The 14739-nt window shown below is 31.8% G+C and carries 16 protein-coding genes and 1 tRNA gene; 7 read left to right on the forward strand and 10 right to left on the reverse strand.

Annotated elements, in window-relative coordinates:
* Positions 1-108: 108 nt before the first annotated feature.
* Complete coding sequence (prmA, locus tag FEF17_RS09795; RefSeq protein ID WP_139002224.1) at positions 109-945, forward strand: 50S ribosomal protein L11 methyltransferase; 837 nt, start codon at positions 109-111, stop codon at positions 943-945.
* A 33-nt stretch (positions 946-978) separates the two neighbouring features.
* On the forward strand, positions 979-1254 hold the full coding sequence (locus FEF17_RS09800) for an ATP-dependent Clp protease adaptor ClpS (protein ID WP_139002225.1): 276 nt from the start codon (positions 979-981) through the stop codon (positions 1252-1254).
* A gap of 323 nt (positions 1255-1577) precedes the next feature.
* Here the strand turns inward: FEF17_RS09800 and FEF17_RS09805 are convergent, their stop codons facing one another.
* The 5 genes from FEF17_RS09805 to FEF17_RS09825 all read right to left on the reverse strand — a co-directional run bounded on the left by FEF17_RS09805 (position 1578) and on the right by FEF17_RS09825 (position 5519).
* Positions 1578-2990, reverse strand: coding sequence for an MBL fold metallo-hydrolase (locus tag FEF17_RS09805; protein ID WP_139002226.1), 1413 nt, complete (start codon positions 2988-2990; stop codon positions 1578-1580).
* Between the two features lie 68 nt (positions 2991-3058).
* Positions 3059-3850 carry a sulfite exporter TauE/SafE family protein gene (locus tag FEF17_RS09810; protein ID WP_139002227.1) on the reverse strand — a complete coding sequence of 264 codons (792 nt, stop codon included), beginning with the start codon at positions 3848-3850 and terminating at the stop codon, positions 3059-3061.
* Positions 3851-4264, reverse strand: coding sequence for a DUF6691 family protein (locus FEF17_RS09815; protein ID WP_139002228.1), 414 nt, complete (start codon positions 4262-4264; stop codon positions 3851-3853).
* A complete protein-coding gene (locus FEF17_RS09820) occupies positions 4261-4824 on the reverse strand; it encodes a YeeE/YedE family protein (RefSeq protein WP_139002229.1) in 564 nt (187 codons plus the stop codon). The genes FEF17_RS09815 and FEF17_RS09820 overlap by 4 nt, the downstream gene beginning before the upstream one ends.
* Positions 4825-4883: 59 nt before the next feature.
* Positions 4884-5519 (reverse strand): Crp/Fnr family transcriptional regulator, encoded by a 636-nt coding sequence (locus tag FEF17_RS09825; protein ID WP_139002230.1) that lies wholly within the window; start codon positions 5517-5519, stop codon positions 4884-4886.
* Positions 5520-5602: 83 nt separating this feature from the next.
* Between FEF17_RS09825 and FEF17_RS09830 the strand changes: the two genes are divergently transcribed.
* A tRNA-Arg gene (locus FEF17_RS09830) sits at positions 5603-5676 on the forward strand.
* A 50-nt stretch (positions 5677-5726) separates the two neighbouring features.
* Here the strand turns inward: FEF17_RS09830 and FEF17_RS09835 are convergent.
* Positions 5727-7130 carry an OmpP1/FadL family transporter gene (locus FEF17_RS09835; RefSeq protein WP_139002231.1) on the reverse strand — a complete coding sequence of 468 codons (1404 nt, stop codon included), beginning with the start codon at positions 7128-7130 and terminating at the stop codon, positions 5727-5729.
* Between the two features lie 289 nt (positions 7131-7419).
* Here FEF17_RS09835 and sqr point away from each other — a divergent pair, with 289 nt between their 5' ends.
* From sqr to FEF17_RS09850, 3 genes are read left to right on the forward strand one after another with little or no spacing between them, the layout of a single operon-like run.
* Positions 7420-8664, forward strand: a complete 1245-nt coding sequence (gene sqr / locus FEF17_RS09840; RefSeq protein ID WP_139002232.1) for a type III sulfide quinone reductase, selenoprotein subtype — start codon at positions 7420-7422, stop codon at positions 8662-8664.
* Positions 8665-8685: 21 nt separating this feature from the next.
* Positions 8686-8994 (forward strand): TusE/DsrC/DsvC family sulfur relay protein, encoded by a 309-nt coding sequence (locus FEF17_RS09845; protein ID WP_139002233.1) that lies wholly within the window; start codon positions 8686-8688, stop codon positions 8992-8994.
* A 16-nt stretch (positions 8995-9010) separates the two neighbouring features.
* A complete protein-coding gene (locus FEF17_RS09850; RefSeq protein WP_139002234.1) occupies positions 9011-9484 on the forward strand; it encodes a DsrE/DsrF/DrsH-like family protein in 474 nt (157 codons plus the stop codon).
* A 16-nt stretch (positions 9485-9500) separates the two neighbouring features.
* Here the strand turns inward: FEF17_RS09850 and FEF17_RS14425 are convergent, their stop codons facing one another.
* The 3 genes from FEF17_RS14425 to FEF17_RS09865 all read right to left on the reverse strand — a co-directional run bounded on the left by FEF17_RS14425 (position 9501) and on the right by FEF17_RS09865 (position 12298).
* Positions 9501-9653 carry an SsrA-binding protein gene (locus tag FEF17_RS14425; RefSeq protein WP_139002235.1) on the reverse strand — a complete coding sequence of 51 codons (153 nt, stop codon included), beginning with the start codon at positions 9651-9653 and terminating at the stop codon, positions 9501-9503.
* A gap of 480 nt (positions 9654-10133) precedes the next feature.
* A complete protein-coding gene (locus FEF17_RS09860) occupies positions 10134-11936 on the reverse strand; it encodes a M56 family metallopeptidase (protein WP_139002236.1) in 1803 nt (600 codons plus the stop codon).
* A gap of 2 nt (positions 11937-11938) precedes the next feature.
* Positions 11939-12298 (reverse strand): BlaI/MecI/CopY family transcriptional regulator, encoded by a 360-nt coding sequence (locus FEF17_RS09865; RefSeq protein WP_139002237.1) that lies wholly within the window; start codon positions 12296-12298, stop codon positions 11939-11941.
* Between the two features lie 165 nt (positions 12299-12463).
* Here FEF17_RS09865 and FEF17_RS09870 point away from each other — a divergent pair, with 165 nt between their 5' ends.
* Entirely contained in the window at positions 12464-13414 is a 951-nt protein-coding gene (locus FEF17_RS09870; RefSeq protein ID WP_139002238.1) for a calcium/sodium antiporter, read from the forward strand.
* 39 nt (positions 13415-13453) lie between these two features.
* On the opposite strand, the gene FEF17_RS09875 is transcribed toward FEF17_RS09870, so the two are convergent.
* Positions 13454-14596, reverse strand: a complete 1143-nt coding sequence (locus FEF17_RS09875; RefSeq protein ID WP_139002239.1) for a glycoside hydrolase family 130 protein — start codon at positions 14594-14596, stop codon at positions 13454-13456.
* Positions 14597-14739: the final 143 nt, after the last annotated feature.

Below are 14739 nucleotides of genomic sequence, written 5' to 3' on the forward strand. Positions count from 1 at the left end.
ACCCAGCTTACTGAGGGGTCGCGCTTTCAGTAGTCGCTCTCTTTGAGGAGCTTTGACAATACCTCAATCGCTAACGCAGTTTCATCAGAAATTTAATTCTTAGAAGTTATCTCAAATATCATTTACATCGGCTACTACTTTAAAGTGAATCCAGCGCAACCTGGAGTAGAAATTTTGATTGCCGAATTAGGTTACGCTGGTTTCGAAAGTTTTGTAGAAACAGAAGAAGGGGTTACTGCTTATATCCAAAAAGAAGATTGGAACACAAATATTCTGGACGATATTCAGGTGTTAAACTCAGAAGAATTTAATATTACTTATACCTTCGAGGAAATCGAGCAGACCAACTGGAATGCAGAATGGGAAAAGAATTTTAATCCCATTGTTGTGGATAATATTTGTGCCGTACGTGCACCTTTTCACGATAAGTTCGATACAGAGTTCGATATCATCATAGAGCCAAAAATGAGTTTTGGCACAGGGCATCACGAAACAACACATATGATGATTCAACATATTTTAAAGAATGATTTTACCAATAAATCAGTTTTAGATATGGGATGCGGTACAGGTGTTTTAGCTATTTTGTCGGAAATGAAAGGTGCAAATAGAGTAGATGCCATAGATTACGATAACTGGTGTTATTTAAATAGTTTGGAGAATGTGCAGCGTAATAATTGTAAGACCATTACCGTTATTGAAGGAGATGCTTCAGTTTTGCGGAATAAACGTTACGATATTATTATAGCAAACATTAATCGCAATATTCTTTTAAACGATATGGAAGTTTATGTATCCTGTTTAAATAAAAATGGGATGTTGTTTTTAAGTGGATTTTATGAGGAGGATATCCCTATTATAAAGACGAAATGTGAAAAGCATCTGTTAAAATTTGAAGAAAAGTTAGAAAGAAACAATTGGGTTTCGCTAAAATTTTTAAATTAGTACAACAAAAAATTGCTAAAGATTACCAGAGTTATGAGTTCACAAGAAAAAACATCGGAAGAGTTATTAGTGCATGAGGAAGTACTTACGCAAAATGAGATTGTATTGTACAATGATGATGTTAATACATTCGACCATGTAATAGAAACTTTAATTTATGCTTGTGATCATACTTCAGAACAAGCAGAACAATGTTCTCTAATTGTTCACTATAAAGGAAAATGTACGGTTAAAACGGGTGAGTATAAAGATTTAAAACCGCGCTGTTCAATGCTTTTAAAAGCAGGTTTAACTGCGGAAATTGTATAAGAGAGTTAATTTTAAAAAGGAAAGTCTTTAAGATATATCTTAAAGACTTTTTTTAGCTATTAATCCTTCCTATAGCACAACTAACAAAAGACTTGGCTTTTGTAGTAAGTGCGTTTTTTTCTCCAGCAAGGGGATATCCTATTGTGTTAAGGAGTACTTCAATATTTCTTAATGCAGAAGTGTCTGTACAAACTAAAGAAAAAGAATTATTAATTACGTCTACTTCTAAATTTGTAACATTGTTAATACCAGAAACCTTTTTTATTATGGTATTTGAACAACAGTCTCATTTCAGGTTTTGTATTTCTAAGGTGGTTTTCATATTACAAAGTGGAAGGGCAAACAAAATCCGTAGTTGGTAAATCAGTTTTCTTCATGGCGCCAAAGCCACCGGCAATATCAATTAAATTATTGAAACCTCGAGCCTTCAGTATTGAAGCAGCGATTACAGATCGGTAACCACCAGCACAATGTACATAATAGGTGTTTTTAGAATCAACTTTATTCATGTTATCATTTATATAATCCAATGCAAAATGCTTTACATTATCGCCTTCTAGATGCTCTGCTTTGAACTCACCATCTTTTCGTACATCCAATACATTAAGGTTATTGTTTTTAAATAATTGCGTAAAGGTGTCAACAGAAATAGATTCTATAGTCTCAATATCACGTCCTGAATCTACCCAAGCATTTATGCCGCCTTCCAAGTAACCCAGTGTATTATCATAACCCACACGGCATAATCGGGTAACAGTTTCTTTGGCTTTACCTTCAGGAGCGACCAATAAAATAGGTTGTTTTAAATCCGTTATTAAGACACCAACCCATGGCGCAAAACCTCCATGAATACCTATGAAAATTGAGTTGGGTATATGTCCTTTCACAAAATCTTTTTCGTGTCTAACATCTAAAACCAAGGCACCTTCTTCGTTTGCTAAATGTTCAAAAGCTTCGGGAGTCAATGGATTGTTAGCTTTCTTTAAAACCGTTTCGAATGTATCATATCCCGATTTGTTCATCATGGCATTTTTTGCAAAGTATTGGGGGGGAGGCGCAATACCGTCAAGAACTTCAGCAACAAACTCATCCTTTGTCATATCTGCTCGTAAAGCATAATTGGTCTTTTTTTGGTTCCCCAAAACACCAACGGTTTCTTTACTTAAATTTTTACCACATGCCGACCCTGCACCATGAGCAGGATAAACAATTACATCATCTGGTAATGGCATTATTTTATTTCGTAAAGAATCGAATAACATACCTGCTAAATCTTCCTTAGTTAAATCAGATTTTATAGCTAAATCTGGTCGTCCAACATCACCAAGAAATAAAGTGTCTCCAGAAAAAATAGCATGTTCTTTTCCAGTTTCATCAAATAATAGGTAAGTGGAAGATTCTAACGTATGTCCTGGAGTGTGTAAAACTTTAATAGTAATATGACCAAGTTTAAATTCTTCTCCATCTTCAGCACAATGTATATCGTAATTGGTTTCAGCCCCTGGACCGTAAACAATTATAGCCCCAGTTTTTTTTGCTAAATCTATGTGGCCAGAAACAAAATCAGCATGAAAATGTGTTTCAAATATATATTTAATTTTTGCATGCTCACTATTGGCTTTATCCACATATTGTTGGGTTTCACGGAGTGGATCAATTATGGCAACTTCTCCGTTAGATTCTATGTAATAAGCACCTTGCGCTAAACAGCCGGTGTATATTTGTTCTATTTTCATTTTAAAAATTTAATCATTCAAAAGTACTAAATCATATTGGTTTGATTTGTGATTTTTGTCACATTGCTTTAATTGATTTCTTTATATATAATATAAACTGCCACTATTAAAATGAAAAACCCAAAACTTTTTTTAAGTTTTTTACCACTAATAAATTTTGAGAGAAATACACCTAAAATAATACCAACTATAGATATTAGTGTAAACAATAAAAGGAACATCCAATCTATCTCTAGGGTTTGTATGTCACCAATAAAACCAATTAATGAGTTTATAGAAACTATTATTAATGACGTGCCAACTGCTTTTTTCATTGGAATATTTGCCCAAATAACAAGTGCCGGGACATATAAAAAACCACCACCTGCACCAATAATTCCTGTAATTGTTCCTATAAATATTGCTTGAATAAAAGTTTTGTAATATGCTTGTTTTTCTGAGGGAAAACTATTGTTAGTGTTATTTCTAATCATATAATAGGATGCAATAATCATTATGATTGCAAAAAAGATCATAATCCCCATCTCTTTGGTAAATGCGAAGTCGTCAATAATATAGAGTTTATCAGGAATATTGGGAACCAAATATCTTCGTGAAACATAAACTGCTATAAAAGATGGGAAAGAAAAAGCTAAACCTGTTTTAAAGTCTACCAACCCTCTCTTATACTTCTGGAAAGTTCCTACTAATGAGGTAGTACCAACGACAAATAGAGAATAGGCAGTAGCAACAATTGGATTATACCCTAAAAAGTACACTAATAGAGGAACTGTTAGTATTGATCCGCCTCCTCCAATTAATCCTAGCACAAGTCCTACTATTAAGGCTCCAATATATCCAAATAGTTGGGTGTTATCCATTTAGTGGGGTAACTTACCTTTTAATAATCCATAAATAAAAGTACCTAATAAAGCAGCAATAATGACAATGGTCATGCTGTAAACACCAGTTCCTAATAAGATGTACATAGGCCCTGGACAAGCTCCAATAAGAGCCCAACCCAACCCGAAAATAGTACCTCCAACTATAAATCTTATAAATCCCTCTTCTTTTTCTGGAGCATCTATTTGTTCACCTATTATATTTTTTAAATGTTTTCTTTTTGAAATTTGCAAGAATAATAACCCCGTTGCTATAGCTGTACCAATGATGCCATACATGTGAAATGACTGAAATCTAAACATTTCATAAATCCGAAACCATGAAACAGCTTCCGATTTCACTAAAATTATTCCGAAGAAAATACCAACTAATAAAAATTTTAAATATTTCATGCTTTAAAGATTAATGGTAAAATAAAATTAGTCATAATCAATCCGCCAATAAAAAAGCCTATAACAGCAATTAGCGACTGCTTTTGCAAACTACTAAGTCCTGTAATAGCATGACCAGACGTACAGCCACTTGCATAACGCGTTCCAAATCCTACTAATAAACCCCCAATAATAAGTAATACAATGGTTTTTATTGAGGTTAAACTTTCCATACTGAACATTTCATTAGGCACTAAAGTAGCTCCTGGATTTTCAAAACCCATTTGTTGCAATTCTGTTATGGTGGCTGGATTTAAATCTGTTGCAGTATTATTTGAAAGGAATTGCGTTGCTATAAACCCACCAATAATCGCACCTATTACAATAGTAAGATTCCACCTTTGGTCTTTCCAATTAAACTTAAAAAAATCTGAGAATTTGTTGGCTCCTATGGCGGAACATATAGTTTTTAAGCTTGATGACATACCAAAAGTTTTGCCAAAGTAAAGTAAAATAGCCATTACGAAGGCTATTAGTGGCCCTGATAAGTACCAAGGCCATGGGTTCAAAATAAAGTCCATTTTTTATTATTTTTTGTAAAAGTATAATCCTGTTAAATCTGTTATGTATCAAATGTTACCTATGAAGTAATAACTTCAATTTTGTTTCTTCCAAGTTTTATTTTCTTTTCATTTTCAAGCTGTTTTAATAGCCTTGAAATTACCACTCTAGAAGTATGTAAATCTTCAGCAATTTCTTGATGTTTTATCAATATAGTTGCGGATTCATTTAGTATGGATTTATTAACTAAATATTTATAAAGTCGTTCATCCATTTTTAAGAAGGCAATACTGTCAATAGCATCTAACATTTCATCAAATCGGTTTTGATAACTTTCTAAAATAAAAGTTCGCCAACTTTCATTACCATGAAACCATTCTTGCATTTTTTGTACAGGAATCATAATAAGGTTAGAATCATGTTCTGCTACGGCTCTAATTTTACTTTTAGAAGTTCCCATACAACATGTTAGTGACATGGTACAGGTTTCACCAGCTTCCAAAAAATATATAAGTAGTTCATTACCCTCGTTATCTTCTCTTAAAATTTTAATGTATCCACTTAGTAATAGAGGGATATGTAGCATTGGTTGGTTGATGTCTATAATAATATCATCTTTTAAAAAAGATTTATAAGTACCTACATTTGCAATGTCATTTAAAACATTGTTATCGAGGGTATGATTAAATTTTTGGTGTAATATTTCATTAGTCATAGTTCAAAAATACGTATTTATAAATTTGAAATAAATTGTTTGTTAAAATTTTAATTAATAGTATATTTGCACCCATTAAAAAAGGCCTCGTGGCGCAACTGAATAGCGCACTTGATTACGGCTCAAGAGGTTACAGGTTTGAATCCTGTCGAGGTCACAAAAAAAAAGCAAGCGAATTCGCTTGCTTTTTTATTTATATAATTTTTTTTATTTACTAAAGGTATAGCTAATACCAAATTGTAGCATTGAGGTGGTCATCTCATAAGATACAAACGATCCTGGAATAGCTCCATTGGGATTTCCTGAAGAAATATTACGAGGGTTTAATATTTCACCTTCAGTCGCTCCATTACTATCTCCATAATGGTAAACGGCATCAATATTCCAAGAGTTATTTACCTTATAACTTAAACCAAATTGGTAAGCGTTTTTAATAATTGCTGTTGCAGGAATATTAAAAAATGCTAGATCCTTTGGAATAGGGTTTGAACTGTAAGTATAGCCAAAACGAAGCGGCAATTTATTTATACCTTTGTATTGTATACCTGCAGAAATAATGGAAATATTTTCCCATCCAAATCCAGCTACAGAAGGCAACATATTTTGATCAATTGCCCAACCTGTTTCAGCAAAACCATCGGTGTTTTCGTAATCTACACGTCTGAAATCTAATGCTAAATCAATATTCCCTTGCGAATACCCCAGTCCAAGAGAGAAAATAGCGGGGTAATCCATTTGGAATTTATTTTTAGAAGTGGTATTGTCAGGATATGTATTATTAAACTCAAATTCACTAAATTTTTGTGCGGTTTTATATGACGCGCCTAGTTTTAATCCAAATCCAGAATCATAAAACATTCCAAATTGTGCTCCGAAACCAATGGCAGTTGCACTATCTGTGTTTGGATATCCAAACATATTAGGTTTCGCTGTTGGATTAGGTGCTAGTTCTAATGCAGCATAATCTATATTTGGTTGTATGCCAATTGAGAACTTATCTGTTATTTCATAAGCATAAGACAATCCTACTTGTAATAACATGTAATCAGATTCTATATGTCCAAATCCTTGTGCAGCTTGAGGGTAATTAACCGGATTGGAATTACCCATAGGGTTGAAATTTGGGTTTGGATTACCTTGTGCGTCCACAGGAGCATTATTGTCTTGAGGAAATGTTACACCGAAACCACTAATACCAAATGCAGAAACACCAAAAGTATGCTTGCTATCTTCTTTTCCCCAAACCATGGCTAAAGCAGGCATTGGAGACATGCCTCTATCGTCTTTTGTTATCCCAGATACTGGAGGTGCTCCAGGAGAACCAGGGCCAAAATCTCCCGGTTGCCACAGAATATTAGCAGGTAAACCTGAACTTAATTCTGGAGAAGAAAAGAATAAGCCAACATCGAGCTTTATAATTTTGTCATTAAAAACAGATGTGGCCGCAGGGTTCCAATGTAAAGCTCCAGAAATATCTAGTGGTTGACCTGTAGAAGCACCTCCCATTGACATGTTTATTGCTCCTACGCCTTGCATTATGTGACCAGCTTGCGAAAAAACAACTGGAGAAAAAAATAATAGTAATAATAGGTTTATTAACTTAGTTTTCATAATAAAAAGTATTTAAGAACATCAAATAAAAAATAATTGTCTTTTTACAAGATGTTATTGTTTCTGGAAATTTAAACAAAACTACTTTTAGAAGGTGTCTTTAACTATGATAATTGTCACCTTTTATGTTTTTTTGAAATAATATTATTGTTTCTTTCATCTTTGTAACCTTTGTTACATAAGGGTTTACATGATTTTTGTCATATTATTTAAGTGTTTATTCGTTTACTTTTACCAAAGAATAATCGAGTATTGAAATTTCAATATGAAGTTTTAAAAATGAAATAAAATGAAAAATTTAATAATATTAGGGGCTGGCACTTCTGGAACTATGATGGCAAATCATTTGGCTTCTAAACTCCCAAAAAAAGATTGGATCATTACAATTATTGATCAATATAAAACACATTATTATCAACCCGGATTTTTATTTCTTCCTTTCGATATATATACAACAAAACAAGTAAAGAAGAATGGTAAAAAATTTATTCCGAAAAAAGTAAAATACATTCAAGAAAAAATTGAACTGATACTACCTGAAGAGAATAAAATAAAACTAGAAAAGGGAGATGTTTTAGATTATGACATATTGATTGTAGCAACAGGAACAAAAATTGCCCCTGAAGAAACGGATGGTATGTTTGGTCCAGAATGGCATAAAAGTATTTTCGATTTTTATACTTATGAAGGGGCAAAAGCTTTAAGAGATAAGTTACGCGTTTGGAAAGGGGGTAAATTGGTAGTTCATATTACCGAAATGCCCATTAAATGCCCAGTAGCACCATTGGAATTCGCTTTTTTGGCTGATTCATTCTTTAAAAATAAAGGTATGAGAGATAAGGTTGATATAACTTATGTAACACCTTTAGATGGGGCTTTTACCAAACCAAAAGCTACTGAAACTTTACACTATTTATTAGAAGAAAAGAATATTAAGGAAGTTACAGGATTTAATATTGAACATGTGGATTATGAGAACAAAAAGATTGTTGATTATATTGATACAGAAGTTGAATATGATTTATTGGTAACAGTGCCAACGAATGTAGGTGATGAACTAATTGAACGTTCCGGAATGGGAGACGATTTTAATTTTATTCCTACTCATAAGGCAACTTTGCAGACCAATGATTATGAAAATGTTTTTGCAATTGGAGATGCAACTAACTTACCAGCGTCTAAAGCTGGTTCTGTTGCTCATTTTGAAGCTGAGATTTTAACGGAAAATATATTAAGATTTATTCAAGGAAAAGAATTAAAGGAAGAATTTGATGGACATGCCAATTGCTTTATTGAAACGGGTAATGGTAAAGCATTGTTAATTGATTTTAACTACACACATGAACCTGTAGAAGGAACTTTTCCGTTTCCTGGTGTTGGCCCATTACAACTTTTAAAAGAGAGTAGAACAAATCATATGGGGAAAATGGCCTTTAGATGGATTTATTGGAATATGCTAATAAAAGGTATACACATTCCATTCGTATCGGCAACAATGAGTGAAAAAGGAAAACGTTTTGAAGAAGTAAAATAAATCAACTTAAATATAGGAGTAATGAAAAAACTAATAGCAAATAAGGAAATTGATGTAAACGAGGAAGGATATTTAGTCGAATTTTCTCAATGGACCAAAGAAATTGGTGAATGTATAGCAGGTGAATGCGATATAAAAATGACCGAAAAACATTGGGAAGTTGTTGAATATATTCATGACAAGTATCAAAAAGAAGAACCTTTATCAATTAGAGGGATTAAAAAAAGTGGTGTGATCAATATTAAAGAGTTTTATAACCTTTTTCCAGGTGGCCCCCTTAAGAAATCCACATTGATTGCAGGAATTCCAAAACCAAAAAGTTGTATTTAATTTAAATAGATAAGTTATGAGCACTAAAGTTAAAAAAATGCTTTTTATTCTGTCAAAAGCAACAATTGAGAATGCCTATGCCGCTTTTGTTATGGCAAATGGCGCTAGAATGGAAGGGATTGAATCAGAAATTTTCTTTACGTTTTTTGGACTCGAAGCGATTCAAAAGAAAAAATTGGAACATCTTCATGTAGCTACTGTAGGTAATCCAGGTATGCATATTCCAACAATGATTGGTGGGCTGCCAGGAATGGAGGCACTAGCCACTAAAATGATGAAGAAAGAAATGGAAAAATTAGACATGCCACCAATAGGGGAGTTTTTAGAAATACTTTCAGATTCTGGATGTAAACTATGGGCGTGCAAGCTTGCAGTGGATATGTTTCATTTAAAAGAAGAAGATTTTATTGATGAATTAGATGGCATCTTAACGATTGGAGATTTTTACAACAGAGCGAATGAAGAGGGTTGTCAACTCTTATTTATTTAAGATATTCTATGTTAAATTAATCTAATGCATTTTTTGTAATAAACCATCTCCAACCAATTATAACCATTTGTAGTTTGTTGGCTTTAGATAGGTCTAACTGTTGTTTTGAAAAACTTGGTAAAATAACTTTATTAACTTTTGCTAAAAATTTGAAAACCTGCTTTTGCATGAAACAAAAATAGTAAAACTTATTCTAGACTAAGCTTTACATTTTTTTGGTTTAGAAAATAATCGAGAAGATTAGGTCGATTATTAGTGTTACAAGTGTCATCATAATTTTAGGTTTTAAGGTTAATATTTGTTTTCGTTTCTTGAATGAGTTTTCAATATAAATTTTAGGGGAACTATGTTGCAAGTATTTTTGTATAAATCGATGAATTTGAATACGAATATGTAACCAAAAAAATCTGATTGGTATGAGTTTATATATTATTATCTTATAACATGTTTTTAATTGCCATTTAAAATGATAAAAATGTTTTAATGTGTAAGATTTATAGGGTGTTTTTGATTTAGTTTTTATAAACCAAGGGCGTTTTTTTTAAAAATTCTTAGCTTTTAATGGATTTCATCATTTAGATATTTATAAAAGCAACAAAAAAGACACTCCATCCAGAGTGTCTTTAATAAGAATATTTAATAGGACGTGTTATTCCTTTTTTGTAATTATTTCAACGATACCATCTTTTCCTTTTTCACCATATTTTTTTTCGGCGGCTTTGCCTTTTAAGACGTTTATACTTTCTATATCATCTGGATTTAACCAATCAAATTCAGATTTTTTAGACTCTTTTCCATCAACAAAAAATATAGGTTCCGATTTGTCGTCAGATTTAATAATAATTTTGCTGTTGCTTTTTCCTTTGCTAATAGTTTTTACTTTAAATGATTTGCCATCACTATTCCCAAAAGTTGCTTTGTTTTTTAAGATGATAATGTCTTCTTTGCTTTCTTTGTCATCATCAACAATTACTTCAATCAGTTCTATGTCTTCATCGTCATGAATTATTTCTATTTTTTTATGTTTTCCTTTTGTTGAAGGAATGGTGTAGTTGTTTGAAGAATCAACTTGTATTTCGTGAATTTCATGGTCGTCATCGTCTGAAATAATAAAAACATTATTACCCTTTCCAGATTTGTGAATTTTATGTTTTGATGAAGTGTTTCCAATAGATAAATTTTTCCCTTCATCTTCAAAGGATATTTTTATTGGGGTAATAGGGTCCTCTGAATTAAGATTGAAGCTCGCATTAGAGTTTTTTCCGTTGGCCTCAATCTTAATCGTAATTATTTCATTTTTACTATTTCTTTTTATGCTCTTAATTTTTAATGTAACACCTTTTGCCTTTACTTTTGATGCTAGTTTGTTTAAATCGGCATCTGTGCTGTTCTTATTTATAATAAACTGGTAAATATCCCTTTCTTTTTTGATATTGGAGTTTACAGAGACACCATTTTTAGTTTTCTCTTTTAGGACATTAATTTGTTCTGAATCCTCATTTTTTATCAATATATCTTCATTCCTATCTGAATTTTTTAATGCCGTGCTATCGTCAAAAATAAATTGATTATTATTTGCTATTGGAAAGGGGTTTTCCTTTTCAATAAAAATAGTCTTAGTATTAAAACTCATTAAGAAGAGGGCTAATAATGGAATAACTAAGGTATACTTAATGCGATGGATTTCTTTTGATTTTGATTTTTGTAACATAACGATTCGTTTTTTGATTAATGAATTATAAAAATTATTGCTTAATACCAATTGATTAGTTGGCAAACTTGTTTTAAGCAATGTGTATTGATAACTTTTTTTACATGGCGATTTTTGCTGTGTATTTTTATCTGCTATGAATTCTAAATTCTGTTTTATGTCATTATTGTATAACCACATAAAAGGATTAAACCAGAGTATAATGCAGCATAATTGAGTTATTAAAACATCGAGGGAGTGGTATTGGCGTGCATGTACTTTTTCGTGTGCAATTATAAGGTCAATTTCAGCCTGTGAATAATCGCTAGGGTTATACACAATCCAATTAAAAAAGGAAAACGGTGAAACCCTTCCTTCAGTTTTTATAAATGTATAATTCCCTGATTTTTCGCCTTTCTTTTTAAAAATAATATTTAATAAAGAATTAATTTGAATTGCAAATCGGCAGCTAAAAAATAAGACACCAAATAAATATGTTGCTAATAAAATGTTTAACCAATCAAAAGATTTGGATTGCAAATTTTGATTTGAAGTTATTTCTCCATAAGGATATTCAGGTAAGGTAACTGCCGTTATTTCTATATAAACGGGAATAACGAAATAGGGAATTGTAAAAGCAGTTATTAAGCCGAATAATAAAAACCAGCGATTAGACTCGAAGAATGTATCGCGCTGTAAAAACAGTTTGTAGCATATATAAAATATGCTAATAACAGTGCTTACTTTAATTAAATATTCCATAATTATTTGTTTTCTTCGATAAGTGAAATAATTTCTTTTAATTCGTCAATACTAATCTTTTCCTCCTTGGCAAAAAAGGAAACCATATTTTTATATGAATTATTGAAATATGTACTAATAGCAGTGTTCATGAATCTTTTTCTATAATCTTCTTTGCTTACCATAGGGTAGTATTGATGTGTTTTTCCGTAGGCATTATATGCAACATAACCTTTCTCCTCTAAGTTTCTTATTATTGTAGATAAAGTATTATAATGTGGTTTATCATTTTTTATTTCTGCTAGCACATCTTTAACAAAAGCTTTTTCTAACTTCCATAGTATATGCATAATTTCTTCTTCTTTGTTTGTCAATTTTTCCATAGAGAGGTTATTATTTAAGAGGTTATATAACACAAATCTATAACTATTATTATAGTTGTACAACTATAATAATAGTTATTTAACTAAAAATTAAGTTTTAAAAAAATCTTTTCCTTTTTCACTTTTCACTTTTTTACTTTCATTTATCTTCGCAAAAAAATGTTTATGAGTATACTTTGGGTAATCCTTGGTTTTGTATTATTAGTAATAGGAGGTGAGTACCTTGTGAGGTCTTCTGTGGCATTGTCATTTAAATTTGATATATCAAAAATGGTAATTGGTATGACTGTAGTTTCCTTTGCTACTTCCGCTCCTGAACTATTAGTTAGTTTACAAGCAGCTTTATCAGGATCTCCTGCCATTGCAATTAACAATGTGGTAGGATCAAATATAGCAAATATAGGTTTGGTTCTAGGTATTACAGCTTTGGTAGGGACTATATCTGTTGATAAATCTTTTTATAAACTTAACTGGCCAATAATGATGGTGTTTTCCATTTTACTCTATTATTTTTTGAAAAATGATAATGTATTATCTGCATTGGAAGGAGCCGTATTATTTTTTGGACTTATCTTGTTTCTGTTTGTTCTTCTAAAAAAAGCTAAAAAAGATACCGTCGTTGAAGAAGTTGATGATACCTTAGCTACTATATCTAATTTTAAAATTTTGATATGGCTTTTAATAGGAGCAATAGCGCTCTATTTTGGGAGTGAATGGCTTGTAGAAGGATCAAAAGAGATTGCGCGTTCAGTCGGGGTAAGTGAAGCAGTAATAGGAGTGTCTTTAATCGCTATAGGAACTAGTGTTCCAGAATTGGCGGCGTCTGTTATTGCAGCAGCAAAAAAAGAGAAAGCCATTTCATTGGGAAATTTAATCGGATCTAACATATTTAATATTGGATCAGTTTTAGGTTTAACAGCTTTAGTGAAGCCGATTCCAGTAACAGAATTACAAATACTTTCGAATGATATTTTTTGGATGCTCGGGTTCGCAATAATCTTATTACCCATGATTTTTATTCCAAAAAAAATGCAAATAAGTAGGTCAAAAGGTTTTTTCTTGGTCCTGGCCTATGGAATATTTTTATTTTTAGTTTTCACTTTCGAGAAGTTTTAAACCATTTTCGTGTTTTTAAGAATTGCTTTGTTGGTTATATTAATTTTTATAAACGGCAACTCCAATTTTAGAATCTGCAGTACCGTAATATAAAAACCAATTGCCTTTAAAATAGACCAAACCTTCAACAAAACAGACTTCATTCACCTCACCAACTTTCTCATATTCTTTGTCTGGGTGAATAAAGAATTTATTTGTTCTATCAATTAATTTATAAGGTTTATTCTTATCAAATAAGGCTTGACCAGCAGCATATGTAAATTTTGGTAAACTTGTATCACTATAATTTTCGGCATTGCTACCATTATAAATTAAAAGAATGCCATTATCGGTCAGTAATGCAAAAGGTCCAGGTTCAACAAGTCTGCTATCAAAATAACCCATTCTTGGGTGCAATACTGAAATCAATTTTTTTGACTCAGAGTTTTCTGCAACTTCCCAGTTTATAAGGTCATCAGAGTATGCCATAAAAATATTGGTATCGCCAAAATACATCCAGTACTTTTCATTAATTTTTTTTGCGATTATTTTATTACCTACTAACTCGCTAACTATAGCACCAGCTTTTGACCAGGTGTTTTTATATTTTTCATTTTTTAACACCAAACCATGCTTTTGCCAAGTCAATAAATCTTTTGAAGAAGCTATACTTAAGCGAGCCGTTTTTCCGTCATATGATGTGTAAGTCATGAAATAATCGCCCGCTTCGCTCTCTACGATTCTAGGGTCTTCAACACCGTCAAAATAGCAAAAATAGCACTCTTCAGAATTTGTTTGCTCTGTCTTATCTTTTTTATAATTCCACTCATAAACTTTCATTGAGTCGGCGTCAGGAAAGAAAATGGGCTCAGTCATTTTTTTAAAATGTAAACCGTCTTCACTGATCGCCATTCCAATGCGCGAAGTCCCTAGAGAGTCTTGTGCCCTGTATAATAAATAGATTTTATTGTTTTTGACAATTGCTGTTGGGTTAAGCACGTTACGTTCTTCCCAATGAACAGTATGATTTGTAATAGGGTCTAAAAATTTCAAATCTGGAGTCGGACTTAAAATGGGATTTAAACTATCTACTTTTTCAAAATATGGAAATGCCCAACTTTTAAGGTCTTCTGACTGAGTTTTTATTTTGGCTTCGCAACCAAGTAATAAGAGTGACAAAATCGCATATTGAAATATTTTCATTATCGTATAGGTTAGGTAATTTAATCTTGTTGTAAATCACGAAGTTAGATGATTTGTAATACAAATTCAATTTATGAGTGCTAAAACTAGTTCATAAAAAAAAGCACTTACAATTGTAAGCGCTTTTTTATGAACAAAACTTT

The sequence above is a fragment of the Hyunsoonleella aestuarii genome (genome assembly GCF_006148925.1).
In the GTDB taxonomy this organism is placed as follows: domain Bacteria; phylum Bacteroidota; class Bacteroidia; order Flavobacteriales; family Flavobacteriaceae; genus Algibacter_D; species Algibacter_D aestuarii.